This is a genomic window from Actinoplanes lutulentus (genome assembly GCF_003259845.1).
Classification (GTDB): domain Bacteria; phylum Actinomycetota; class Actinomycetes; order Mycobacteriales; family Micromonosporaceae; genus Actinoplanes; species Actinoplanes lutulentus.
This window is the reverse complement of sequence record NZ_QLMJ01000024.1, coordinates 149,270-174,200: the sequence shown is the minus strand read 5'-3', so window position 1 is coordinate 174,200 and position 24,931 is coordinate 149,270. Positions and strand designations below refer to the sequence as shown.

The window sequence follows — 24,931 nt, the reverse complement described above, 5'->3', positions numbered from 1 at the left end:
GCGCGCCTCTCGCGCAACTGCATTGCCCACTCCACCACCCCACCCCCTGTCCAAATCCGGTCACCGAGGGCGCACCGCCGCCACGGACGTTCAGCAGGCCGAAGGCACACGGTGTGCCTGGATCCCACGTAGCCAGGGCACACGGTGCGCCCGGGCACACGTAGCCAGGGCACGTAGCCGAGGGCACACGGTGCGCCGGAGCACACGTGGCCGTGGGCACCCTGCGGCGCAATGCGCGACGCCGAGCAAGCCGAGCCGTAGCTCACACACGCCATCGCACACTCATAACGTGACTGAACGACGGCCGGGCGGCCCGAGCCGTAGCTCAGACATGTCATCGCCGCCCCATAACAGGTCTGAGCTACGGCTCGCGCGCCCCGACCAGACCGGCGATCCGACAAACCAGACGTCACTCGCGCCCGCCCCCGAAACTTGTGAGTTTGCGCCGCCATGCCAGCCAAAAACTCACAAGATCGGCGCCGCCGAACCGTTCCCCCGACCTCCGAACAGGACATTTCCCCAGCAGCGGGCGCAACCACCCGCCCGCCGGCACGCTCACCGCCCGCGATAGCCCCGAGCCCGCAACCGGCCCGCCCACCTCGGCCGACTCTTGCTGCCCAGGCACCCACCCACCACAACCGACTCACGCAGCACGCGCACCCGCTCACCCATGGCATGCCGAGCGCAACCACCCACCAAGCGCGCCCGCCAAAACGCACCGCACGCACCCCGGGCAGGCCGAGCGTGACCACCCACCAAGCGGGAACCACGAAACCCCCGGTAGGCACTGAGGGTGACTCGGCGGCGGCGGTGAGTGATGAGGGCTGGCGTGATTGGCTGATGCAGTGGCGCGAGAGGCGCGCTGCGGCCGTGACCCAGGCACCGGGCGTCGCGGGGTAGGCCCGGTGCTCATCGCCTGCGTTTGGCCAGCCCCGAGACGCGTACCAAAGAAGGTTTTAGTTGAACCACCGGCTGAAGAAACCTTTGCGGCCGCGCTGGTGCACGGTCGGGGTGTCGTCCTCGCGGGTTGGGGTGCTCGGGACGATCGGGCGGGGGCGCGGCGGGACGAAGTTCTGGGTGGAGCGGTAGACCGCTGGGGGTGGGCCCGGGGTGTTCGGGTCGAGTTGCAGGTTGTTCAGCAGGTCGCGGAGTTGTTCGGTGGTCGGGCGTGCGGCGGGCTCGTTCGCCATGCCGTAACGCAGGACCTCGGTCAACGCGCGCGGTACGCCCGGAATGTCCGGCAAGGGCTGGGTGAACAGGTCCATCAGGGTGATCAGACTCGGACTGCGGTCGGTTGCCCAGCGGGGTGGGCGGCCGTTCATCACCGCGTAGAGCGTCGCGCAGAGCGCATAAACGTCGGCCGCACCGGACGGGCTCTCGTGGCGGAACATCTCCGGGGGCGCATATGCCGGCGTCAGCACCTCCAGCGTGACCGACGAATCGCGCATCTCGCCCAGGACGGCGAGGCCGAAGTCGGCCAGGACGGCCGCGTTGAACTGGGAGTACAGGATGTTGGCCGGTTTCACGTCGCGGTGCAGGACACCGTTGGCGTGTGAGTGGACCAGCGCGTCGGCGATCTTGATGCCGACGTCGCGAGCCTCGGCGGGGGTCAGCGGGGAAACGCGCATGCGGTCGAGGTAGGACCCGTCGCAGAGTTCCATGATCAGGTAAGGGTGCTGGTCGACCGTGACGCCGACGTCGAACAGGTCGACGACGTGCGGGTGGGACGACATGCGGCCGGCGGCTCGGGCCTCGCGCAGGAAACGAGCCTGGTCGCGGGCGTTGTCGAGGGTGCGGTTCTCCATTTTGATCGCTACTTCGCGACCGACCGAGTCCTGGGTGGCTCGGTAAACAGTTGCATAACCCCCGCGCGCCATGACCGACAATCCGGACATGCCCGGAACGTATGGTACGGGCAGGGCACCAGGCGGAGTCTCCGTCACGGAATAGAAAATACGCCAGGCCGCGGGGAGATCATCCCGGCACGTCAGACGCGTAGGCGACAGTTTCCGGTTCGATACCCGCGAGGGCCATCGTGTCACGCAGTTCCTCGGCCGCGGAACGCTCGCTGACCTGCTCAGTTGAGTACGCCAGACGCACCGCTTCGTCGGCTGAGGCACGGGCCTCGTCGAAGCGTTCGGCCGCCGCCAGAACCCGGGCGCGGACCATCGCGGCCAGCACACTGCTGCGGACGTCCTCGGCCGGAACCTCGCGTGCCCGTTCGATCCAGGTCATCGCGGACTCCACCCGGCCCTCAGCGAGCAGGGCTGACGCGTACGCCGCAAGCGCGTGCCGCCGCGAGAACAGCAGCGACGGCGTCGACGTGTCACTCGCGATCGGTGCGAGAAGCCCGATCGCGGTACGCGCATCCCCAGCCCGGGTACGCGCCTCGGCGAGCAGAACCCGTGGACCCACCTGCGCCGGGGCGAGCGGATTGTGCGGCTCGACCGCGATCATGACCCGCTGCGCGTCGGCCTCGGCGGTCGCCAGGTCACCCCGCTGGAGCGCGACGAACCCGTGCAGCGTCCCGGCCATCCCGAGCAGCAGCGGATGCCCGGTGCGATCGGCGTAACCGAGTGCGTCGGTGAGCAGATCACTGGCGTGGTCCAGCTCGCCGAGTCCGCGCGCGATCGCACCCCGGACCACCAGGGCAAGACCGCGTCCCCAGTCGTCGGAGACCTCGTTGAATTCCCGGTATGCCCGCCTGGCCTGCCCGTCGGCCGCGCCCAGGTCGCCGAGCTCGGCCGCCGCGTACGCCTCGACGACGCGCAGCGTGCCGACCGCCCAGCCCTCACCGACCCGGTCGCCGAACGGCAGGAAGATCCGGGCCAGCCGGCGCGCTTCCTGGAGCCGGCCGGCAAGCAGCCGGGCGAACGCCGTGGTGCCGCGCAGCCAGGCCCGCCCGACCTGGTCACCCAGCTCGGCGAAGAGCCGTGCGGCCCGGCCCAGAACCGCGTCGGTGCCGGCGAAGTCACCTCGGGTGGTGGTCACCCAGGCGAGGTTCTGCAGAGCCCAGGCCTGCCCGTGCCGATCACCGGCCGCGAGCGTGACCTGGTACGCCGCCGCGAACCGGCTGCTCGCCTGGCTCAGCTTGCCGGCCAGGAAGTCGGCCATGCCGAGGCGGCGCATCGCGTTGGCCCGCTCCGGCAGCAGCTGTGCCTCGGTCGCCACTTCGAGCGCTTCCTGCCAGGCCGCCACGGCTTTGCCGGTGTCGCCGAGGGCCTCGTGCGCGCGGCCAACCAGGATCATGCCCTCGGCCCGGCAGAGCGGCTCCTCGGCCGAGGCCTCGGTGATGCTCACGCCGGCGGTCAGGGCTTCCTCGGCCCGGCCCAGGCGCAGCAGCGCCCGGGCGTGCACGAGCTGATCGGCCAGGGGCAGGCCGTCGTCCCGGGAGAGGGTGGTGGCGCGTTCGGAGTACTCCAGAGCGGCGGCCGGTTCGATGTTGGCCAGCGAGCGGCGGGCCATCCGGCCGAGCGCGGCGACACCGAGCGGCGCCACCTCACGGGCCACCGCGTCCGGGCGCAGTCGCACGGCGTCGGCCAGCTCGACGGCGCACTCGGCGTGGCTCGCGATGAACGCGTCCCGATCGTTTCCGGTCAGGTTCAGCCGGACCGCGCCGTCGTGGCCGGGCCGGCGTACCTCTTCCGGCGCCGCCCAGGTCGCCAGGTACGCGTGTCGCTCGGCCAGGTCGGCCTTACCGATCCCGGCGTACGCCGCCTCGCGCATCAACGGGGTGGTGAACCGGTAACCGCCGCGCGACCGGTGCAGCATGCGGCGCTGGAGCAGCTCGTCGATGGTGCGTTCCAGCTCGACCGTGGAGACCGCGCCGGGCCGGGACTCGGCCGCACGGCGTTCCTGCAAGGCCTCCAGAACCCCGCTCGGCACTGTCGCGCCGGCCACCGAGGCGTCCCGCAGGACCGCCCGTGGCTCCGCCGAGAGCGCGTCGATGCGGGCCGCGAGCACGGCCGCGAGGTCGCGGGACAGCAGTTTGCTGTCCAGCGAGCCGGCGGCGAGCTGCCAGCGGCCGGCCGCGTTGGCGCCGACGGCCGGGGTGAGCGCACCCCGTTCCATCAGCAGGGTGACCATCTCGGCCAGATAGAACGGGTTGCCCTGCGCGGTGGCGAGCAGCCGATCGTTGTCGGCCTGCGGCAGTTTGCCGCCGTTGAGGTACGACGTGAGCAGCCGGGACGCGTCGGCGCCCCGCAGCGGCGGCAGGGTGTGCACCTCGGCGTCGGCGATCCGGGTCATCACGCCGGCGGTGCGCACCAGCTCGGGACGGCCGAGCAGCAACACCACGACCGGGCCTTCGAGCTGGGACAGCGTGCCGCCGAGCGCGTCGACAGTGGTGGCGGTGGCGTCGTGCAGGTCGTCGACGATGACCATGAGCGGGGCTTCGGCGGCGAGCGCGTTGAGCACGCCGGCCACCGCGATCGAGATGGCCTCGGCGTCGACCCGTTTCGCGCTGGGCGGCCAGTCGGCGGGCGCGATCGGGCCGCCCGGGTTGGCCGGCGCCTCGCCGTAACCCAGCAGGACCAGCAGACGGTCGGTGTCGAACTGGGCGCCGAGCCGGTTCGCCAGTTTGCGCAGGCGTTCCTCGACGACCGTGCGGCCGACCGTGGCGGTGACGTCCTTGGGCAGGCCGGCGGCCTTGCGGACCAGGTCGGCCAGGGGTGCGAACCGGCGGCGCTCGCCGAACGCGCGGCAGCGCACCCGCAGCACCCGGGCCCCGTGCCCGGAGTACGCACCGCTGCCCACGTCGTATCCGGCAGCGAGCCGTTTCACCTCGCCGGCGAACCGGGACTTGCCGATGCCGGCCTCGGCGGTCATCACGATGATCCGCGAGGTGCTGGAGTCGATCGCCTCGGCGAGCCGGCCGGAGACCCGGCCCAGCTCGGTCTCGCGGCCCACGAACGGCGCCTCGTCGCCGAGACCCGACCGGGTGCCGGGAGCGTCGTGCAGGCCGAGCAGCTCATAGGCCGGAACCGGCTCGCGCTTGCCCTTGAGCCGCAGCGGGCGCAGCTGCCGCCAGGACGCCACGTGCCGGGTGCCGCCGCTGGTCCGCTCGCCGGCGTAGACCGCGCCGACCGCGGCGGCGTCGGCCAGCCGGGCCGCCGTGTTCACCGTGTCGCCGATGACCGTGTATTCGATGCGGGCCTGCATGCCCGCGACCACCTCGCCGGTGTTCAGGCCGACGCGCAGGCCGAGCGGGGCGCCACCGCCACGCTCGTCGTCGAGCACCCGGCGGACCGCGCGCTGCATGCTCAGGGCTGCCCGGACGGCACGCTCGGCGTCGTCCTCGTGCGCCACCGGCGCGCCGAAGACCGCCATGATCCCGTCGCCGGTCAGCTTGTCCACGTGCCCGCCGAAGGTTTTCACCGCGCCGGCGAGTGCGGCCAGCACCCGGTCGGTGACCGCGCCGACCCGTTCCGGGTCGAGGTCTTCCGACCAGGAGGTGAAGTCGGAGAGGTCGCCGAAGAGCACGGTCACGATGCGGCGCTCGGCGGCCGGCAGCGAGGCCGCATCGGGCAGCGCGACATCAGGCAGGGCCGCACCGCAGTGGTGGCAGAAGCGGGCGCCGGGCACGGCGACGGTTCCGCAGACGGGGCAGGTCACAGCCGATCCAACCGGTCAGTACCGGTGCCGGATTCCCGCAAACCCGTGCCGGATTCCCGCAACAGGTGTTCGATCTGTGCAGCCGCTGACCATTCCGCCGCAAAGCGGACAGCTGGGTCGATGTCCGGGTAGACCACGTCGACCACCGCGGCCGGCGTCTCGGCGCCGGCCGCCATCGCGGCCGCCACCTGCGCCAGCCGCTCACGCCGATGATCAAGATAGAAGTGGGCACGCTCAGCGGTATCGCTGCGGGCCGGTCCGTGGCCGGGCAGCATCAAAACATTTGGGTACGCCCGAAGCAGCTCGAGACTCGACAGATAGGAACCCAGGTCGCCGTCGGGCCGGGCCACCACCGTGGTCCCGCGGCCCAGGATCGTGTCACCGGTGAAGACCACGCGATCGTCCCCGCACTCGACGAGAAAGCACACTGAATCACTCGTGTGCCCCGGAGTGTCCAGGACCGTTATTTCAAGACCGTTCCCACCGAGGTGCTCACTCGGGTCCAACGGCTCACCGTTCACGCAGTGCGCCGGGTCGGCGGCGAGCACTGCGGTGCCGCCGAGGATCTCGGAGAGCCGCTCGGCGCCTTCCACATGATCGTGATGACCGTGCGTGATGAGAATGAATTGGAACGGGCCGTGCTCGGCGATCCGCCGCAGGTGCCCCTCGTCCAAGGGCCCGGGGTCGATCACGGTCGCGTAATCCGAGCCTGGCGCGCGCAGAATCCAGGTGTTGGTGCCGTCCAGCGTCATCGGTCCCGGGTTGGGCGCTCGCAACAGCGTCACCCAACCCGGTAGCCGGTCGACCTGCGCCGACTCGGGCTCAGCACCCCCCATGACCCGAATCGTACGTCGGACGAGGGGCGGTAGCCGAGACACGATGTCCGTTCCCGTCACCTTCGGTCACCAAAAGGGGCCGAATCACCGCAAGATCACGCTACTTCGGCGATGACTTCCACCTCGACGGGCGCGTTCAGCGGCAGTTCGGACACTCCGACGGCACTGCGCGCGTGCCGGCCCTGCTCGCCGAAAACCTCGCCGAAGAGGTTGGAGGCGCCGTTGATCACGAGCGGCTGACCGGTGAAGCCCGGCGCGGACGCCACGAAACCGGTCAGCTTGACGATCTTCACGATCCGGCCGAGGCCGACCAGCGACTCGATCGCGGCAAGCGCGTTGAGACCGCAGATCTTGGCCAGCTCGGCGGCCTGCTCCGGGCTGACCTCGGCGCCGACCTTGCCGGCGTACGGCAGTTTGCCCTCGACCAGCGGAAGCTGGCCGGAGACGTAGACATAGTTGCCGGACTGCACGGCCGGGACGTAGGACGCCAGCGGCGGTACCACGGTCGGCAGGGTCAGTCCCAGTTCGGCGAGCTTGGCGTACGCGTCGACGGCGCCCTCACCCGCAATCGGAGCCGGGGCGGTCACGCTCGAGCCCCCTTATGCATGCTCTCCTGGCCCTCGCCTGCAACGCCGTTGCTCGGTGCGGCCGAGTGCCGCTCGGTGCAGTCGATCATGCCTTCGGCCGCTTCAGGTAGGCCACCAACTGTTCGGGGTTAGGACCGGGCACTACCTGGACGAGCTCCCAGCCGTCCTCTCCCCAGTTGTCGAGGATCTGCTTGGTCGCGTGTACCAGCAGGGGCACGGTCACGTACTCCCACTTCTGCATGACTTGGCCTCTCCCTATAAGTCGGATACCGGCACAGCTTAGGGCCCGGGGATCACCCCGAGTGGCTAGCCTGTACTGGCACGACGCACGCAGAGCGATATTGCATTCACGAAGGGTGACCATGACCCAGAACGCCGACAGCGGGCTGCCGGTCGCCGGTGGGCCGCCACCGCCGGTGGGGGCGCATCGGGCCGAGCTCGACGCGACCGCTGAGCACCCGATCTACGTGCCGTCGTCGGACGCTACCGAGGTGATCCCGCACACGCTCGCGCAAGATTCCTGGCACGCTCAGCATGAGAAGCCGGGTGAGTGGCAGCACTCGCCGCCGGAACGCCTCTCCTTCCTCGAGTCCCCCGCGCAGCCGGAACCGATCTGGGCTGCGGGTCAGTCGGCCGGGCGTTCGTCGGGCCGGCGCTCGGCCGTCTTCCTGTCCCTGGCCTTCGCGGCGACGCTGGTGCTCTGCGGCGGCGGGGCGGTCTCGGCGTACTTCCTGTTCCGGGACGCCGACAATCCCGGCTCACCGGACCCGGCGACCGCGGTGAACAAGTTCCTGACCGCGGTCTACACGCAGCAGGACGCGACGGTCGCCGAGAACCTGGTCTGCCGCAAATCCCGCGACGACCAGAAACTCGCCGAGCGGGTGGACCAGATCGGCGCGTACGCCGAGAACTACGCCGGCGCCGTCTTCCGGTGGGACGATCCGGCCGTCTCCACCACCAGCGACGAGGAGGCCCAGGTCGCGGTCCGGGTCGTGCTGTCAACCGAGGACGAGCGGACGGCCGCGCAGGATCTGGAGTTCACCGTCGTCCGCAAGGCCGGCTGGCTGGTCTGCGAAGTCTCCGGTTAGTCGTACCTTTAGAACATGGGCGAACACCGCAACTGGCCGGAGCGACTGCACGTGGTAACCGGCAAGGGTGGCACCGGGAAAACCAGTGTGGCCGCCGCCCTGGCTCTCGGCCTGGCCGCCGGCGGCCGGCGCACCCTGCTCGTCGAGGTGGAGGGCCGGCAGGGCATCGCGCAGCTGTTCGGCCTGGACCCGCTGCCTTACGCGGAGAAGCGGATCGCCACCACGACCGGCGGCGGCGAGGTCCGCGCGCTGGCGGTCGACCCCGAGGAGGCCCTCCTCGAATACCTGGACATGTTCTACAAGCTCGGCGCGGCCGGTCGTGCCCTGCGCAAGGTCGGTGCCATCGACTTCGCCACCACGATCGCCCCCGGCCTGCGCGACGTGCTGCTCACCGGCAAGGTGAAAGAGGCCACCACCCGGTCCGAGAACGGCCGCCGGGTCTACGACGCGGTGATCCTGGACGCGCCGCCGACCGGCCGGGTCGGCCGGTTCCTGAACGTCACTGCGGAAACCGCCCGGCTCGCCAAGATGGGGCCGATCAAGACGCAGAGCGACGGTGTCGCGTCGCTGCTGCGCTCACCGATGACCGCGGTGCACGTGGTGACACTCCTTGAGGAGATGCCGGTGCAGGAGAGCCTGGACGCGATCACCGACCTCACGGCGCTGAACATCCCGGTCGGCCGGATCATCGTGAACGGCGCCCGACCGGCGCTGCTGACCGGCGGCAAGGTGACCAAGGCGGAGGTCAAACGAGGCCTGACCGCGGCCGGCCTGCCGGCCTCGGCGGCGGCGGTGAGTCAACTCACCGTCCAGGCTCAGGCCCACCTGACGCGGCGCGAGCTGGAGGAGTCGCTGCGCATCGAACTGGCCGAGCTGAACCGCCCGATGGTGGAGCTGCCGCTGCTGCCCGACGGGGTGAACATGAGCGGTCTGCAAGATCTCGCCGGACGGCTCCTGAGAGCTTGAACAGGGGTTCGTCCGATCAAGACGCACTACGCTTGAACGGTGGCTGACTTGACCGCTGCACGGCTAGACGTCGACGGCCTTCTCTCCGATCCGGCGATCCGCATCGTGGTGTGCTGCGGTGCGGGTGGCGTCGGCAAGACCACCACCGCCGCCGCTCTCGGCCTGCGCGCCGCAGAGGTGCACGGCCGCCGCACGGTGGTGCTCACCATCGACCCGGCTCGCCGGTTGGCGCAGTCGATGGGCCTCACCGAGCTGGACAACACTCCCCGGCAGGTGAAAGGCATCGACACCGCGGCCGGCGGCGAGCTGCACGCCATGATGCTCGACATGAAGCGCACCTTCGACGAGGTGGTGGAACAGCACACCAAGCCGGATCGTGCCGCCGAGATCTTCGCGAACCCGTTCTACCAGGCCATGAGCTCGACCTTCGCCGGCACGCAGGAATACATGGCGATGGAGAAACTGGGCCAGCTGCGCGCCGCCGACGAGTGGGACCTGATCGTGGTGGACACCCCGCCGTCGCGGTCCGCGCTCGACTTCCTGGACGCGCCGGCCCGCCTGTCCCGGTTCCTCGACGGCCGCATGCTGCGGATGCTGCTCGCCCCGGCGCGGGCCGGCGGCAAGAGCATGTTCAGCCTGGTCACCGCGTCGTTCGGACTGTTCTCCCGGGCCGTACAGAAGATTCTCGGTGCGCAGCTGCTGACCGATCTCTCCGGTTTCGTCGCGGCGCTGGACTCGATGTTCGGCGGGTTCCGGGCCCGTGCCGACCAGACCTACCGGGTCCTGCAGGACCCGCAGACGGCGTTCCTGCTGGTCGCGGCGCCGGAACGCGATGCGGTCCGGGAGGCTGCGTACTTCGCGGAGCGGCTGGTGGCGGAACGGATGCCGCTGGGCGGGCTGGTCCTCAACCGGATGCACCAGGCCGAGCCGGCCGGCCTGACGGCCGAGCAGAGCGAGGCCGCGGCGGCGGAACTGGAAGCCGCCGGTGACCAGTCCATCACCGCGGACGTGCTGCGCATCCACGCGGGTCTGCTGCGGCAGACCGAGCGGGAGGTACGGGTCGCCGCGACGTTCATCGACGCGTTCCCGCACGTGCCGACGACCGTGGTCGCGGCACAGCCCGCCGACGTTCATGACGTCGACGGGCTGCGAACGATCGGAACGCTGCTCGCGTGACCGGCTGCTTGATCACCCGAGCAACGCTCGCGGGATCAGCTGGAGACGAGCACCTTGTCGGCGCCCTTCTCCTTGAGTGCTGCCTCGAAAGTCTTCCGCCAGCTCGCCACGTGCGGGTGGCGGCGCAGGAGCGCCCGCCGCTCGCGTTCCGTCATGCCTCCCCAGACGCCGAACTCGATGCGGTTGTCCAGGGCGTCGGCGAGGCACTCGTAGCGGACCGGGCAGCTGCGGCAGATCCTTTTCGCCACGTTCTGCTCGGCACCCTGCACGAACAACGCGTCAGGGTCGCCACTCTGACACGCCGCCATGCTGGGCCAGTCGCTGATCATCCCCATCGGTAAACGTCCCCCCTTGTTTCCCCCCGACGCCCGCGGCCCATGTCCCCCATGCCACGCGGACGCCCTCTGCGATGTCTCGCCGGACCATCATGCTCCGTAGTTGGTCGATTACGCAACGTTGTCCCTCAAATACGTATAGCTCGGTAGTTCCGGGCATAGCGGCCAGGTCGAGGGGGCCGAACGGGGGCATCTTTGGTGCATAAGCCGAAAAACACTCCGCCAGGTGGGGTGACGGGTCACACTCATATCGGGCGAGAGGGGCCTTCTCGCTGGGCGGTCGCGTGCGTTGTTCGCGTACCCTGCTCGGGTGACCTCCTGGCTTCGCAGACGCGATCACAACATCTTCACCAACGCGACCTCGCTTTTGATATGCGGGCTGTTGGCCGGGGTCGTTGTGGCCGCCGCCGCTTTCCCCGCCGCCGCGATGACCGGACTCGCCGCGAAAGCGGGTGGTCAGACGTTCGCGAACCTGCCCAGTGAGCTCAAGGACTTCAGTTCACCGCAGATCACTCGGATCTATGCCTCCGACGGACGCACCCAGATCTCGCAGTTCTACGACGAGTTCCGCAGCGACGTTCCGCTGAAGGACATCTCGAAGAACATGCAGAACGCGATCCTGGCCGCCGAGGACCGGAAGTTCTACGAGCACAACGGCGTCGACGTCAAGGGCGTCGCCCGTGCCTTCGTGGGCAACAGCCAAGGCGGTGCCCAGCAGGGCGCCTCGACCCTCACCATGCAGTACGTGCGGATGTCGCTGGCCTACTCGGCGACCAACCCGCAGGAGGTGATCGACGCGACGAAGGACAGCCCGAAGCGCAAGATCACCGAAATGAAGTACGCGCTCCAGGTCGAGAAGCAGCTCAGCAAAGACCAGATCATCGAGCGGTACCTGAACATCGCGCCCTTCGGCAACCAGGCGTACGGCGTCTTCGCCGCGAGCCAGGTCTACTTCAACAAGAAGCCGAAGGACCTGTCGGTCGCCGAGGCGGCCATGCTCGCCGGCATGGTGAAAGCGCCGAGCAGCTTCAACCCGACCACCCCGTCGGGCCACCAGCAGATCACCGAGCGCCGCGACAACTACATCATCCCCGGCATGGTCGCGCTCGGCATGATCACGCAGGCGGACGCGGACGAGGCCAAGAAGTCCAAGGTTCCGGACAAGGTCAAGTCTGTCGGCAATGGTTGCGCCTGGGTGGCGAAAAACAACTGGGGCTTCTTCTGTGACTACTTCTACCGCTGGTGGCTGGGCCAGGAGGCCTTCGGCGCCACCGAGTACGACCGGGAGCGCCGCCTCAAGAGCGGTGGCTACCGAGTGGTCACCACGCTGGACCTGAAGGGCCAGGCCGGCGCTCGCAAGCAGATCGTCGAGCGGCAGTCGGACAACAGCAAGAACGCTCTGCTGCTGGCCGGCATCCAGCCCGGCACCGGCAAGGTGCGGCTCCTCGCGACGAACCGGAAGTACAAGCTCGACAACCCGGACGACCCGCAGAACAAGATCTCGTCGGACCCGAAAAAGGCCGCCAAGAAAATCCGCGGTACCTACCCAAACACGACGAACCCGCTGCTGACCGGTGGTGGCGACATCACCGGCTACCAGGCCGGCTCGGTGTTCAAGATCTTCCCGATCATCGCGGGCCTTGAAGCGGGACTCCCGCTGGGCACGACGATCAAGGCGGAGAAACAGTACAAGTCGGGCTATGTCATCGATCGTGGCTCACCAGCGGCCTGCGCGGGCACGCACTTCTACTGTCCGAAGAACTCGGGTGGTGGCGGCGCCGGTGTCTACACGATGTGGTCCGCCTTCGCGAAGTCGATCAACACGTACTTCATCCCGCTCCAGGAACGGGTCGGCACCGACAAGGTGGTGGCCGTCGCCAAGCGCTTCGGCGTTCAGTTCCGCGAGCCGCGGGACGCCGAGAAGACCACCAAGGAGGGCGGCGTCGAGCAATGGGGCGCCTTCTCCCTCGGCGTGACCGACTCCACCCCGCTGGACATGGCTAACGCGTACGCCACGCTCGCCGGTGATGGCATGTACTGCGAGCCGACCCCGGTCGAGCAGATCACCACGAAGGACAACGAGAAGATCGACGTCGGCAAGCCGCACTGCATCCGGGCCACCACGAAGGACGTGGCACGCGCCGCTCTCGACGCGGCTCGCTGCCCGGTCGGCGACTCGGCCCAGATGGGTGCCTGCAACGGCGCGACCGCCGGCCCGACCAAGGGCATCGTCGGCCACCCGGTGTTCGGCAAGTCCGGCACCACCGACGCCGACAAGACCGCGTCGCTGATCGTCGGCACCACGTCGATCGTGGTGGCGGGCTACATGGTCAACCCGGACTACCCGGACCACAAGGACCACATGTCGCACCCGATCATCAACCCGGCCGTTCAGTACACGGTCGCGAACTACATGAAGGGCAAGCCGAAGGTCCAGTTCAAGAAACCGGCCAGCACCAAGATCGCGTACGGCGACCAGAGGTCGATCGCCGACGTGACCTGTGACTCGGTCGGCGCCGCTCGCGACCGGCTTGAGGGACAGGGCTTCTCGGTCTCGACCGGTTCGACAGTCGACTCGAAGTGCCCGGCCGGCACTGTGGCGGGCACCAACCCGTCCGGCCGGACCATCAAGGGCGGCGTCGTGGTCCTGGAGATCAGCAACGGCAAGAACGACAAGCCGGATCCCGCGGAAAGCGGAGCACCGGAAGGCCCCGGTAACAACAACGGCCCCGGCAACTAGCCGGGAGAAAAAACGGGCGGGAGATCGTTGATCTCCCGCCCGTTTCATTTGGCCTGTGTCAGACCAGCTGGCGCCGCACCTCTGCAGCAACCCGCCCGCCCTCCGCGCGTCCCGCCACGGCGCTCTGAGCAGCCTTCATGGCCGGGCCCATCTGCGCCTTGCCGGTGATGCCGGCCGCGGCGAGCGCCTGCGTCACGATCTCGGCGATCTCCGCGTCGGTGAGCTGCTTCGGCAGGTACCGGTCCAGGACCTCGCCCTCGGCGACCTCCTTGGCGGCCTGCTCGGCTCGGCCCGCACCGGAGAACGCGGTAGCCGCCTCGCGGCGCTTCTTCGCCTCCTTGGTGAGCACGGCCAGAACCTCGTCGTCGGAGAGCGCGCGAGCAGCGTCACCGGCCACCTCGGCGGTACGCACAGCGGACAGCGCCATCCGCAGCGTGGACGTGGTCAGGTCGTCCCGGGCCTTCATTGCCGTGTGCAGGTCATCGTTCAGGCGGTCTTTCAGCGTTCCCATGGCGGAGAAACTACCCTTGCCGTCATGCGTAAGCGCTCCTTTATCACCGCCGCCGCCGCGCTGACCGCTGTCGGCGGCGCGACGTTCGCCTATGCCTCCCTCATCGAGCGCAACCTCTTCACGCTGCGCCGCTTCGACGTACCGGTGCTCGAACCGGATGCGGAACCGCTGCGCATCCTGCACCTGTCGGACCTGCACATGATGCCGGAGCAGCGCCGTAAGCAGGACTGGGTGGCCGCGCTGATCGGCACCGACCCGGACTTGGTGATCACCACCGGCGACAACCTGTCGTCTCCGTACGCGGTCCCCGGGGTGCTCCGCGCTCTGGAACCGTTCCTCGACCGGCCGGGCGCGTTCGTCTTCGGCTCCAACGATTACCGGGGCCCGGTCTTCAAGAACCCGCTGCGTTACGTCCTGCCCGGCGAGCGGGAGTACGTGCAGGGTGTCGACCTGCCCACCGACGACCTGCGGGCCGCCCTCGTGGACGCGGGCTGGGCCGATCTGAACAACGCCCGGACCGTTCTGAAAGCCGGCGGCCGTTCGATCGAGCTGGCCGGCGTCGACGACCCGCACGTCGAGCGTGACGATTACGCCTCGGTGGCCGGCTCGATCAGCAGCGGCGCCGACCTGCATCTCGGTGTCACGCACACGCCCGCGTCCCGGGTTCTGAACGCGATGGCAGCGGACGGGTTCAGCCTGCTCCTGGCCGGGCACACGCACGGCGGCCAGGTCTGCGTGCCGTTCTACGGAGCGCTCGCCACGAACTGCGACCTGCCCCAGTCGATGGCGAAGGGCCTGCACCGCTGGCCCGGCTCGGATTCCTGGCTGCACGTCTCGGCCGGCCTCGGCACCCACCCGACCGCCCCGATGCGGTTCGCCTGCCGGCCGGAGGCCTCACTGCTCACTCTGATCCCACGCTGACCTGGGGTTTCATCGGTGGGGGGTCCCGATTTCCGTGGCCGCGGGAGGGTCAGCTAGTATTTATCTCGCAGCTCGGGGTGTGGCGCAGCTTGGTAGCGCGCTTCGTTCGGGACGAAGAGGCCGTGGGTTCAAATCCCGCCACCCCGACCACGTAGTTGCAGGTAGGCCCGGCACACCGGATTTATTCGGCGAGCCGGGCCTACAGCTTTTGGTCCTGGGCCGCGCATCTGCCTTGTGGGCGTGCGCGGCCTGCGTTCTAGAGCGCGAGCTGCGGGCGGGCCGGCATGGTGCGGGGCGCCGCCTGCTGGGGCACCGCGTACGGGCCGATCATCTGCTCCACGGCGGGCGCGACCGACGGGCGGTCGCCGAGCTGCATGAGCCGGGTGGCACGGGCCAGGGAGCCGGTCTCACCGTCGCGGAAGCCCTCTCGGTAACCGCGCTCGTAGCGTTCGCCGCGGCCGAGGGCACGACCCAGGGCGAAGCACGAGGAGCCGGCGAGAGCGAGCAGGAAGAGCATCGCGAAGGGTGTCACAGAACTATCCTTCCGGGGCATAAGCCACTAATTAGGCGAAAAGTACCCCAAAAGGACATATTTTGCGGTAAAGCATGGATCAAGTACCTGTACGGGTGACGAGAACTCGTCAAACGGCATGTGACAAGCTGAGTCCTTGTGACTGACTCCGACCTTGCCCGGCAGGTTCGCAGCGTGAGCCGGCTGACCGGCGAATTCACCCTGCGCTCCGGCCGCACCGCCACCGAATACTTCGACAAGTACCAGTTCGAGGCCGATCCGGAACTCCTCGACAAGCTGGCCGAACAGCTGGCCGTGCTGATCCCGGAAGGCACCGAGGTCCTCGCCGGCCTGGAGATGGGCGGCATCGCGGTCGTCACCGCTCTCGCTCGGCACGCCAAGCTGCCCACCGCGTTCGTCCGCAAGGAAGCCAAGAAGTACGGCACCGCCCGGCTCGCCGAGGGCGCCGAAGTGGCCGGCCGGCGTGTCCTGATCGTCGAGGACGTGGTGACCTCGGGCGGGCAGGTTGTGCTCTCCACGAACGACCTGCGGCGCCTCGGCGCACACGTGGACCACGCCGTCTGCGTGATCGACCGTCAGGAGGGCGGCTCACAGGCCCTGGCCGCCGAGGGCATCACCCTCCGCGCTCTGCTGACCCGAGCCGACCTGGACGCCGTCGCCTGACACCCCCTTCTTGCTCGATCTTGTGAAGTTCCCCGGCACCGTTCGCGCGGAACTTCACAAGATCGGCTAGGAGCGGGCTTTGGTCAGCTCAGCGGCCAGCAGTTCGGCGATCTGGACCGTGTTCAGCCCCGCGCCCTTGCGCATGTTGTCGCCGGTGACGAAGAACGAGAGGGCCCGCGGGTCGTCCATCGCCCGGCGGATGCGGCCCACCCAGGACGGATCGGTGCCGACCGCGTCGATCGGCATCGGGAACTCGCCCGACTCCGGGTCGTCCACCACGATCACACCGGGTGCGTTGCGCAGCACCTGACGAGCCCCGTCAGCGGTCACCTCGGCGGCGAAGACGGCGTGCACCGCGATCGAGTGTCCGGTGACGACGGGTACGCGTACACAAGTGGCCGAGACCTTGAGCGCCGGAATCCCGAGGATCTTGCGGGACTCGTTACGGAGCTTGAGCTCTTCCGAGGACCAGCCGAGCGCCTCCAGCTGCCCGGACCAGGGCACCACGTTGAGCGCGAGCGGGGCCGGGAACGGGCCGAGGTCGTCGCCGACCGCCTGGCGCACGTTGCCCGGGCGGGAACCGAGAAGCCGGTCGCCGGCCACCTTGGTGAGCTGGTCGTGCAGGGTGTCGACGCCGACCTGACCGGCACCGGAGGCCGACTGGTACGACGCCAGGACCAGCTCACGCAGCCCGAACTCGTAGTGCAGCGGAGCCACCGCCATGATCATCGCGGCGGTGGTGCAGTTGGCGCTCGACACGATGCCTCGTGGCCGGTACCGGAGCACCTCGCGGTTCACCTCGGGCACCACGATCGGCACGTCCGGTTCCATCCGGAACGCGGCCGAGTTGTCGACGACGATGACGCCGCGCGCGTTCGCGATCGGCGCCCACTGCTCCGACACCGGGTCGGGCACGTCGAACATCGCCACGTCGACGCCGTCGAAGGCCTCGGCGGTCAGTTCCTGGACGGTCAGCTCCACTCCGCGGCAGGTCAGGACCTTGCCGCTGGAGCGGGCCGACGCGATCAGCCGGATCTCGCCCCAGACGTCGCGCCGGGACGAGAGCAGCTCGAGCATGACGGAACCGACGGAGCCGGTGGCTCCGACGACGGCGAGCGTGGGCTTCGCCATCAGCCGGGTTACCGGCCGGTGCCCGCGTAGACGACTGCCTCCTCGTTACCACCGAGCTCGAACTGGTCGTGCACAGCGCGCACGGCGGTGTCGAGGTCGGTGTCACGGCAGACGACCGAGACCCGGATCTCCGACGTGGAGATCATCTCGATGTTCACCCCGGCGGCGCCGATGCAGGCGAAGAAGGCCGCTGCGACACCCGGGTGCGAGCGCATGCCGGCGCCGATCAGCGACACCTTGCCCACGTGGTCGTCGAAGAGCAGGCTCTTGAACTTGATCTGGTCCTTGATCTTGTCCAGGGCGGACATCGCGTTCGACCCGTCGGCTTTCGGCAGGGTGAACGAGATGTCGGTGCGGCCGGTGCCCTCGGTGGACACGTTCTGCACGATCATGTCGATGTTGATCTCGGCCTGGGCGACCGTCTCGAAGATGCGACCCGCCGAGCCCGGCTCGTCCGGGACGCCGACGATCGTGATCTTGGCATCGCTGCGCTCGTGCGCGACCCCGGTGATCAATGCTTGCTCCACGTCAGGGTCCTCCATCGATCCGGTGACGAGCGTGCCTTCTTTATTCGAGTACGAAGAGCGTACGTGGATCGGCACCTTGAATCGGCGCGCGTATTCCACGCATCGCAACATCAGCACCTTTGCACCGCCGGCCGCCAGCTCGAGCATCTCTTCGTACGTGATCTGCTTGATGTGCTTGGCGTTCGGCACGATTCGCGGGTCCGCGGTGAAGACGCCGTCCACGTCGGTGTAGATCTCACAGACGTCGGCGTGCAGCGCGGCGGCGAGCGCGACGGCAGTGGTGTCCGAGCCGCCCCGGCCCAGCGTGGTGATGTCCTTGGTGTCCTGCGAGACACCCTGGAAACCGGCGACGATGGCGATCGCACCCTCGTCCAGCGCGGTCCGCAGGCGGCCCGGCGTGACATCGATGATGCGCGCCTTGCCGTGCGCCGAGGTGGTCAGCACGCCGGCTTGCGAGCCGGTGTACGACCGAGCTTCGTACCCCAGGTTGTGGATCGCCATGGCGAGCAGCGCCATCGAGATCCGCTCGCCGGAGGTGAGCAACATGTCCAGCTCGCGGCCCGGGGGCAGGGGGCTGACCTGGTTTGCCAGGTCCATCAGCTCATCGGTGGTGTCACCCATCGCGGAGACGACGACAACGACGTCGTCGCCGGCCTTGCGGGCGGCCACGATGCGCTCGGCCACGCGTTTGATGCGCTCGGCCGTCGCCACCGACGAACCACCGTACTTCTGCACCACTAGAGCCACGGCAAAACCATTCCTTCCAGGGCGGTCCTGACCACCCTAGCCGCGCTGGCACGACCGCTCGACAGGCGATCCCAGATTCCGGCCACCGTGCCGCGACACGCCGGGGGCGCTGGAGGGGCGTGTCGCACGGCCCGGCCAGAATGTCCCGATGCGGCTTTTCGCGTTTACCGTCACGCTGCTGGCGCTGAGTCTGACCGCCTGCTCCGGCGGCGAGACACCCGAGCCGGCGTCCAGTTCGGCGGCGCCACCGTCGGCGGCCGGGCCCGCGGCGGACGCCGGCAGCGCCCTCGCCGGTCTGGCCGCGCTGGCCCTGGACCGCCGATTCGCTGCGCTCTACACCTGGGACACCGGCGACAGCCAGCCCCGCGACGTGATCGCCATGGTGGCGAACGACGGCAGCTGGCGGGTCGACATCCCGCGCGGCGCGCTGGGCGGGACCGCCGACGTCGCGATCGTGCGTACGGCCGCCGGGGTGCACCAGTGCTCGCTCGGGGTGAGCTCCACCTGTGTCCTGGTCGCCGACCACGGTGAGAAGGTGCCCCGCAAGTACGACCCGAAGGTGCAGCGCCTGTTCCGGCAGTGGCTGCCCGCCTTCACCGACCGGCACGAGGCGCTCGCGGTCTCCGCGGTCCAGCCGCTCGACGGCGCGGAGGGCACCTGTTACTCCGTCGACTCGGTCGCCGCCGGCCTGGACGCACCGGTCGACGTGGGCATCTACTGCTACTCGGCGGACGGCCTGCTCACTGCGGCCCGGGTCAACTTCGGGGTGTTGAAGCTGGTCAAGCAGGTGGCCGCGCCGGCGGCTGTGCAGCTGCCCGGCCCGGTGGTGACCGGGACGCCACTGGGGATGGATGCGCCGCCACCGGTGGTCGTCCCGTCCTCGGTGGTCGCACCGGGCTGACGGTCGGGTTTCCCACGATCCGGTCGTTCTATTAGCCACCTCGAAACTGATCACGTAACGTCGGTGACGACATGTGGCAGGTGAACCTTCTCCTTCGCTGCCGCGACGAGGCCCCATCCCAGGCCGGCACCTCGTCGCGGAGTTGAGTCGCGCCGCCTGCTCGTCTTTTTCCTGACTGGAGCAGTCACATGTCCGAGGCTTTCAAGACCCAGCGTCCGAGCGCGATGCCTTTCGAGCGCTACGAGTCGTACCAGAAGCAGTTCGCCGTTCCGCTGACCGACCGTCAGTGGCCGTCCCGCGTGGTCGAGTCCGCTCCCCGCTGGTGCGCGGTCGACCTGCGCGACGGTAATCAGGCCCTGATCGACCCGATGTCCCCGGAACGCAAGCGGCGCATGTTCATGCTGCTGGTGAAGATGGGTTACAAGGAGATCGAGGTCGGCTTCCCGGCCGCGAGCCAGACTGACTTCGATTTCGTACGCCAGCTGATCGAGCAGGACCTGATCCCGGACGACGTCACGATCCAGGTCCTGGTGCAGTGCCGCGAGCACCTGATCGACCGGACGTTCGAGTCGATCCGCGGCGCCAAGCGCGCCATCGTGCACTTCTACAACTCGACCTCGACGCTGCAGCGCCGGGTGGTGTTCGGCCTGGACAAGGACGGCATCACCGACATCGCGACGAGCGGCGCCCGGCTCTGCCAGAAGTACGCGGAGATCCACACCCCGGACACCGAGATCTTCTACGAGTACTCGCCGGAGTCCTACACCGGCACCGAGCTGGATTACGCGCTGGAGATCTGCTCCGCCGTCATCGACGTGATCGACCCCACGCCGGACCGGCCGCTGATCATCAACCTGCCGGCCACCGTCGAGATGGCAACCCCCAATGTGTACGCCGACTCGATCGAGTGGATGCATCGGAACCTGCCTCGCCGGGACAGCGTGGTGCTGAGCCTGCACCCGCACAACGACCGTGGCACCGCGGTGGCCGCCGCTGAGCTGGGCCTGCTGGCCGGCGCGGACCGCATCGAGGGCTGCCTGTTCGGCAACGGCGAGCGGACCGGCAACGTCGACCTGGTCACCCTGGGGCTGAACCTGTTCTCGCAGGGCATCGACCCGCAGGTGGACTTCTCCAACATCGACGAGATCAAGCGCACTGTCGAATATTGCAACCAGCTGCCGGTGCACGAGCGCCACCCGTACGCGGGCGACCTGGTCTACACCGCGTTCTCCGGCTCGCACCAGGACGCGATCAAGAAGGGCTTCTCCGCCCTGCAGGCCGACGCGGACGCGGCCGGCACCCCGATCGACGCCTTCACCTGGGGCGTGCCCTACCTGCCGATCGACCCGAAGGACGTCGGCCGCACCTACGAGGCGGTCATCCGGGTCAACTCGCAGTCCGGCAAGGGCGGCGTGGCGTACATCATGAAGGAAGAGCACAAGCTGGACCTGCCGCGACGGCTGCAGATCGAGTTCTCCGGCGTCGTGCAGCACCACACCGACGAGGAGGGCGGCGAGGTCGGCCCGCAGCAGATGTGGGACATCTTCGCCGGCGAATACCTGGTGGAGCACCAGTCCACCCCGGCGTTCACCGTGGAGAACTACAGCACCGCGACGGTCGACGGCAAGGTCGAGATCGACGTCGAGGTCTTCCACCGCAGTGTCCGCCGTCCGCTGGCCGGTGTCGGCAACGGCCCGATCGCCGCGTTCGTGCAGGCCATCGAACCACTGGGGATCAGCGCCCGGGTCCTGGACTACCAGGAGCACGCGCTCACCTCGGGCGGCGACGCGCAGGCGGCCGCGTACGTCGAGGTTCAGGTTGGTGACGTGTCGGTGTGGGGTGTCGGGATCGACGCCAACATCGTCAGCGCCTCCATCAAAGCGGTGACCAGCGCGATCAACCGCGCGCGTTGAGATTCATCCCCGCGTGCCGCCGAGGGGCGGCACGCGGGGATCACGCTTAGGCTGGCGTCGTGCCACGAAAAGCCCCCCGCGCGCTCCTGCTCCTGCTCACCGCATCTCTCACCGCTTCCCTCGCCCTGACCGGCTGTGAGGTCGTCGACGCCGGCGACCCGGGTCAGGATTCGTCGTCCGGCAATGGCTCGGGCTCCGGCTCCGGCTCCGGCGCGAAGAACGCCAAAGAGGCCCAGACCCAGCTGGACGCCCTGACCGTCGCCACGGCCGGCACCATGAAGGGCTACTCCCGGGAGAAGTTCCCGCACTGGCGCGACACCGGTTCGAACTGCGATGTCCGCGACACGGTCCTCGAGCGCGACGGCAAGAACGTCAAGCTCTCCGGCTGCAACGTGGTCGCCGGGACCTGGAACAGCATCTACGACGACCAGGTCATCGACTCGCCGACCAAGGTGGACATCGACCACATGGTGCCGCTCGCGGCCGCGTGGCGTTCCGGCGCCGCGAAGTGGGACAACGACAAGCGTGGCGAATTCGCCAACGACCTCGACCGTCCCCAGCTGTTCGCGGTTTCGGCGAGCTCCAACCGGTCAAAGGGTGACCAGGATCCGTCCACCTGGAAGCCTCCGGCGGAAAGCGTCTGGTGCGAATACGCTGTGGACTGGATCACAGTCAAGAGCTACTGGGAGCTGAGCGTCACCGACAAGGAGAAGTCGGCGCTCGACGACATGCTGAGGACCTGCTGATGACCGCACCGGAAGAAAAAACGGAACCAAGCCCGGAACCGAGCAAGACCACCGACATCGTTCCCGGTCCGGGTGGCGTGATGACCGACGAGGTCGGCGTCGTGACCGGTGACCTGACCCTGCGTACCGAACTCGTGGGCGGCGACGTGGTGCTGCGCGTGCAGTACAAGGAAGCCGAGGAGTGGTACGCGGTGACCGGCGGAAAAGCCCCGCTCGCCGACCCGTCCGGCCTGGACACCGTCCACACGATCGCGGTCGGGCTCCTCAACAGACCTGAAGGGTGACGCAGGTCACAAAACCCCGAGGCCGGAAACGGCATCGAACCTCATGTGTGGATTTCAGGTTCTCGTAGGCACTGGCTGACGCGCGCCGGTGTAACACTCGTCGCCACCATGGCCGTCGGTGCCGCCGGAACGCCCGCGCTCGCCGCGAGCACCGGCGTCGCCTCGGTCTCCGGCACGACCGTCACCTACAAAGCCGGCCAGCAGAAGACCAACGCCGTCACGATCACCCGCTCCGGCCGCACGGTCACCATCGACGACCGCGTCACGGTCAAGGCCGGCAAAGGCTGCAAGAAGGTCAAGGGTGACAGGACCCGGGTCCGCTGCACCACCGCGACGGCGCCGACCCGGATCAAGGTCTTCCTCTACGACCGCAACGACAGTCTCAAGAACAAAACCTCGATCAAGACCTTCGGGTACGCGGGAACCGGCGACGACAAGCTGACCGGCGGCTCCGCAGCTGACCGTCTCGTCGGCGATTCCGGCAACGACCAGATCTGGGGCGGCGCCGGCAACGACAGCCTCGACGGCGGCGCCGGCAACGACCGGATCACCGGCGGCGCGGGCAACGACAAGGAGTACGGCAGCACCGGCAACGACACGTTCGCCCAGGTCCGGTCCGGGCGGGTGGACAGCGACGTGATGCGGGGCGGCCCGGGCCGGGACACGGTCAGCTACGCCACCCGGACCGCGACGGTCTGGATCAGCGCCGACAGCACCACGGCGGACGACGGGCAGAGCCGCGAGAACGACACCGTGCACACCGACGTCGAGGTTCTGATCGGCGGCCGCGGCCCCGACTTCCTGCGGGCCGGCGACACGGCGAGCGCGCTGTACGGCAACGACGGCAACGACCGGATCACCGGCGGCCTCGGCAACGACCTGCTGAACGGCGGAAACGGCGCCGACCAGGTCAACGGCAGCGCGGGCGACGACCGGCTCCAGGGCGGCGCCGGCAACGATCAGCTGACCGGCTGGTCCGGCGACGACCTGCTCGACGGCGGCGCGGGCGACGACTATCTCTCCGGCGACGACCCGGACCTCGAAACCAGTGTCCCGATCGGAACCGACATGATCCGCGGTGGTTCCGGCGCCGACCGGGTGGACTACAACGGCCACGCCAGGCCGGTCGTCGTCGACCTCGACGGCGTCACCGGCGACGACGGTCAGGAGGGCGAGCACGACACGGTCGGCTCCGACGTCGAACACCTCAACGGATCACCGCAGTCCGACGTGCTGACCGGCAACAGCGCCGCCAACTACATCATCGGCGGCTTCGGTGACGACGTCATCCGAGGCGGCGGCGGTACCGACACCCTGTACGGCGGTGACGGCGCTGACCTGATCCACGGCGAGGCCGGCGACGACGAACTGGTCGGCGGCCAGGACATCGGCGCCGAGAAACCCGACCTCCTCGACGGCGGCGCCGGGGCCACCCAGCTCGGCGACCTCTGCCTGGCGACCGACCCGGACCGGACCCTCGACTGCGAACGCTTCACCCGCTGACCCACGGAGGAACAGCCATGTCTCATTCGCAGTGGCCGGCGCGCATCGGCGTCGGCCTGCTCACCATCGTCACCATCGGCGCGACCGGCACACCGGCGTTCGCCGCGAGCACCGGCGTCGCCTCGGTCGCAGGCTCTGTCGTCACCTTCAAGGCCGGCAGCAAGAAGACCAACGCCGTCACGATCACTCGCTCCGGCCGGACCGTCACCATCGACGACCGCGTCACGGTCAAGGCCGGCAAGGGCTGCAAGAAGGTCAAACGCGACAAGACCAAGGTCCGCTGCACCACCAAGAAGACCCCCTCAGCGGTCAAACTCTTCCTCTACGACCGCAACGACACAGCGATCAACAAGACCAAAATCAAGAGCTTCTTGTACGGAGGAACCGGCGCCGACAAGCTGACCGGAGGCCCCTCCTCCGACCGCATCGTCGGCGATGACGGCAACGACCGGATCTGGGGTGCCGGGGGCGACGACAGCCTGGACGGCGTCGCCGGGAACGACCGGATCATCGGTGGCGACGGCGACGACATGACCTACGGCGGCCCGGGTGCCGACTACGTCAACGGCGGTGCCGGCAACGACGTCGTCCTCGGCGAGGGCACCTGGGCCGGCCCGAGCCTGACCGGGTCGAATAACGACAAACTCGTCGGTGGCGCCGGCATCGACCGGCTCACGGGTGGCGCGGGCGACAACAGCTACTACGGCGATTACGACACCGCCTCGAAGCGGAAGCGTCCGGTCGGCGCCGACCTGATGATCGGCGAGACCGGCGAGGAGGACGCCCGCAACACGTTCTTCTATACGTACGCGAACGGCCCGGTCCGGGTCGGAGTCGACGGCCCGCACGGCGAGCCGGGTCAGGGCGGCGGTACGCACGGCGAGCCGGGCGAGGGTGACATGATCGTCGGCCCGATCAGCCAGATCTTCGGTTCGCCGTACGCCGACGTCCTGCACGCCACCGCGACCCACCACACCGGGTACATCCACGGCGGCGCGGGCGACGACGTCCTCAGCGGCGACGGCGAGGTCGACCTCTACGGCGACGACGGCGCGGACCGCCTCTCCAACGGCAACCTCCTGTTCGGCTCCGGCTCGTACGACGACGGCGACCCGGACACCCTGACAAACGGCCGGATGTGTTACGTCCACCCGACCGACACAGCCACCGGCTGCCAGCAGGTCAACCAGCTCTGAACAGCTCTGATCCCA

At 68.9% G+C, this 24,931-nt stretch carries 21 protein-coding genes, 1 tRNA gene and 1 pseudogene; 13 read left to right on the top strand and 10 right to left on the bottom strand.

Annotation, left to right across the window (positions count from 1 at the left end; genetic code table 11):
• Positions 1 to 956: 956 nt before the first annotated feature.
• From B0I29_RS39015 to sp36, 5 genes are all read right to left on the bottom strand, one after another.
• Positions 957 to 1,943: a serine/threonine-protein kinase gene (locus B0I29_RS39015; RefSeq protein WP_111654195.1), complete on the bottom strand. Its 987-nt coding sequence runs from the start codon at positions 1,941 to 1,943 to the stop codon at positions 957 to 959.
• 31 nt (positions 1,944 to 1,974) lie between these two features.
• Positions 1,975 to 5,613 (bottom strand): adenylate/guanylate cyclase domain-containing protein, encoded by a 3,639-nt coding sequence (locus B0I29_RS39010; RefSeq protein WP_111654194.1) that lies wholly within the window; start codon positions 5,611 to 5,613, stop codon positions 1,975 to 1,977.
• Positions 5,610 to 6,449 carry an MBL fold metallo-hydrolase gene (locus tag B0I29_RS39005; protein WP_111654193.1) on the bottom strand — a complete coding sequence of 280 codons (840 nt, stop codon included), beginning with the start codon at positions 6,447 to 6,449 and terminating at the stop codon, positions 5,610 to 5,612. Before B0I29_RS39005 ends, B0I29_RS39010 begins: the two co-directional genes overlap by 4 nt.
• Positions 6,450 to 6,544: 95 nt before the next feature.
• Positions 6,545 to 7,036, bottom strand: a complete 492-nt coding sequence (locus B0I29_RS39000) for a RidA family protein (RefSeq protein WP_181558205.1) — start codon at positions 7,034 to 7,036, stop codon at positions 6,545 to 6,547.
• An 85-nt stretch (positions 7,037 to 7,121) separates the two neighbouring features.
• Complete coding sequence (sp36, locus tag B0I29_RS38995) at positions 7,122 to 7,277, bottom strand: Sp36 family protein (RefSeq protein WP_014447928.1); 156 nt, start codon at positions 7,275 to 7,277, stop codon at positions 7,122 to 7,124.
• 121 nt (positions 7,278 to 7,398) lie between these two features.
• On the opposite strand from sp36, the gene B0I29_RS38990 reads away from it, so the two are divergent.
• Genes B0I29_RS38990 through bagB form a run of 3 tightly spaced genes read left to right on the top strand, consistent with a single transcriptional unit; the run spans position 7,399 to position 10,266 of the window.
• Positions 7,399 to 8,124, top strand: coding sequence for an Rv0361 family membrane protein (locus B0I29_RS38990; protein WP_111654192.1), 726 nt, complete (start codon positions 7,399 to 7,401; stop codon positions 8,122 to 8,124).
• Between the two features lie 15 nt (positions 8,125 to 8,139).
• Complete coding sequence (gene bagA, locus B0I29_RS38985; protein WP_111654191.1) at positions 8,140 to 9,090, top strand: ATPase BagA; 951 nt, start codon at positions 8,140 to 8,142, stop codon at positions 9,088 to 9,090.
• 48 nt (positions 9,091 to 9,138) lie between these two features.
• Positions 9,139 to 10,266 carry an ArsA family ATPase gene (gene bagB / locus B0I29_RS38980; RefSeq protein ID WP_111654224.1) on the top strand — a complete coding sequence of 376 codons (1,128 nt, stop codon included), beginning with the start codon at positions 9,139 to 9,141 and terminating at the stop codon, positions 10,264 to 10,266.
• Positions 10,267 to 10,301: 35 nt separating this feature from the next.
• Here the strand turns inward: bagB and B0I29_RS38975 are convergent, their stop codons facing one another.
• Entirely contained in the window at positions 10,302 to 10,601 is a 300-nt protein-coding gene (locus B0I29_RS38975; protein ID WP_111654190.1) for a WhiB family transcriptional regulator, read from the bottom strand.
• A 310-nt stretch (positions 10,602 to 10,911) separates the two neighbouring features.
• Between B0I29_RS38975 and B0I29_RS38970 the strand changes: the two genes are divergently transcribed.
• The gene (locus B0I29_RS38970; protein WP_111654189.1) at positions 10,912 to 13,341 is read left to right on the top strand and encodes a transglycosylase domain-containing protein; all 2,430 of its coding nucleotides are present in this window, start codon (positions 10,912 to 10,914) and stop codon (positions 13,339 to 13,341) included.
• A 58-nt stretch (positions 13,342 to 13,399) separates the two neighbouring features.
• Here B0I29_RS38970 and B0I29_RS38965 read toward each other — a convergent pair whose 3' ends face one another.
• The gene (locus tag B0I29_RS38965; protein ID WP_111654188.1) at positions 13,400 to 13,852 is read right to left on the bottom strand and encodes a GatB/YqeY domain-containing protein; all 453 of its coding nucleotides are present in this window, start codon (positions 13,850 to 13,852) and stop codon (positions 13,400 to 13,402) included.
• Positions 13,853 to 13,876: 24 nt separating this feature from the next.
• On the opposite strand from B0I29_RS38965, the gene B0I29_RS38960 reads away from it, so the two are divergent.
• Positions 13,877 to 14,773 (top strand): metallophosphoesterase, encoded by an 897-nt coding sequence (locus B0I29_RS38960; RefSeq protein WP_111654187.1) that lies wholly within the window; start codon positions 13,877 to 13,879, stop codon positions 14,771 to 14,773.
• Positions 14,774 to 14,846: 73 nt separating this feature from the next.
• A tRNA-Pro gene (locus tag B0I29_RS38955) sits at positions 14,847 to 14,923 on the top strand.
• Positions 14,924 to 15,029: 106 nt separating this feature from the next.
• On the opposite strand, the gene B0I29_RS38950 is transcribed toward B0I29_RS38955, so the two are convergent.
• A complete protein-coding gene (locus tag B0I29_RS38950) occupies positions 15,030 to 15,305 on the bottom strand; it encodes a hypothetical protein (RefSeq protein ID WP_111654186.1) in 276 nt (91 codons plus the stop codon).
• A 138-nt stretch (positions 15,306 to 15,443) separates the two neighbouring features.
• Here B0I29_RS38950 and pyrE point away from each other — a divergent pair, with 138 nt between their 5' ends.
• Positions 15,444 to 15,968 (top strand): orotate phosphoribosyltransferase, encoded by a 525-nt coding sequence (gene pyrE, locus B0I29_RS38945; protein WP_111654185.1) that lies wholly within the window; start codon positions 15,444 to 15,446, stop codon positions 15,966 to 15,968.
• A gap of 66 nt (positions 15,969 to 16,034) precedes the next feature.
• Here the strand turns inward: pyrE and B0I29_RS38940 are convergent, their stop codons facing one another.
• Positions 16,035 to 17,102 (bottom strand): aspartate-semialdehyde dehydrogenase, encoded by a 1,068-nt coding sequence (locus B0I29_RS38940; RefSeq protein WP_111654184.1) that lies wholly within the window; start codon positions 17,100 to 17,102, stop codon positions 16,035 to 16,037.
• Between the two features lie 5 nt (positions 17,103 to 17,107).
• Positions 17,108 to 18,373, bottom strand: a complete 1,266-nt coding sequence (locus B0I29_RS38935; RefSeq protein WP_111654183.1) for an aspartate kinase — start codon at positions 18,371 to 18,373, stop codon at positions 17,108 to 17,110.
• Between the two features lie 148 nt (positions 18,374 to 18,521).
• On the opposite strand from B0I29_RS38935, the gene B0I29_RS38930 reads away from it, so the two are divergent.
• The 6 genes and pseudogenes from B0I29_RS38930 (at position 18,522) to B0I29_RS38905 (ending at position 24,916) form a co-directional block, all read left to right on the top strand.
• Positions 18,522 to 19,274 carry a hypothetical protein gene (locus B0I29_RS38930; protein ID WP_111654182.1) on the top strand — a complete coding sequence of 251 codons (753 nt, stop codon included), beginning with the start codon at positions 18,522 to 18,524 and terminating at the stop codon, positions 19,272 to 19,274.
• 188 nt (positions 19,275 to 19,462) lie between these two features.
• A complete protein-coding gene (gene leuA, locus B0I29_RS38925; RefSeq protein ID WP_111654181.1) occupies positions 19,463 to 21,187 on the top strand; it encodes a 2-isopropylmalate synthase in 1,725 nt (574 codons plus the stop codon).
• Positions 21,188 to 21,246: 59 nt separating this feature from the next.
• Complete coding sequence (locus B0I29_RS38920) at positions 21,247 to 21,933, top strand: HNH endonuclease family protein (protein ID WP_245973126.1); 687 nt, start codon at positions 21,247 to 21,249, stop codon at positions 21,931 to 21,933.
• 41 nt (positions 21,934 to 21,974) lie between these two features.
• Positions 21,975 to 22,217, top strand: a pseudogene (locus tag B0I29_RS38915) (hypothetical protein); the annotation flags it as partial.
• 108 nt (positions 22,218 to 22,325) lie between these two features.
• Positions 22,326 to 23,720, top strand: a complete 1,395-nt coding sequence (locus B0I29_RS38910; protein WP_111654179.1) for a calcium-binding protein — start codon at positions 22,326 to 22,328, stop codon at positions 23,718 to 23,720.
• A gap of 17 nt (positions 23,721 to 23,737) precedes the next feature.
• The gene (locus tag B0I29_RS38905; RefSeq protein WP_111654178.1) at positions 23,738 to 24,916 is read left to right on the top strand and encodes a calcium-binding protein; all 1,179 of its coding nucleotides are present in this window, start codon (positions 23,738 to 23,740) and stop codon (positions 24,914 to 24,916) included.
• Positions 24,917 to 24,931 lie beyond the last annotated feature (15 nt).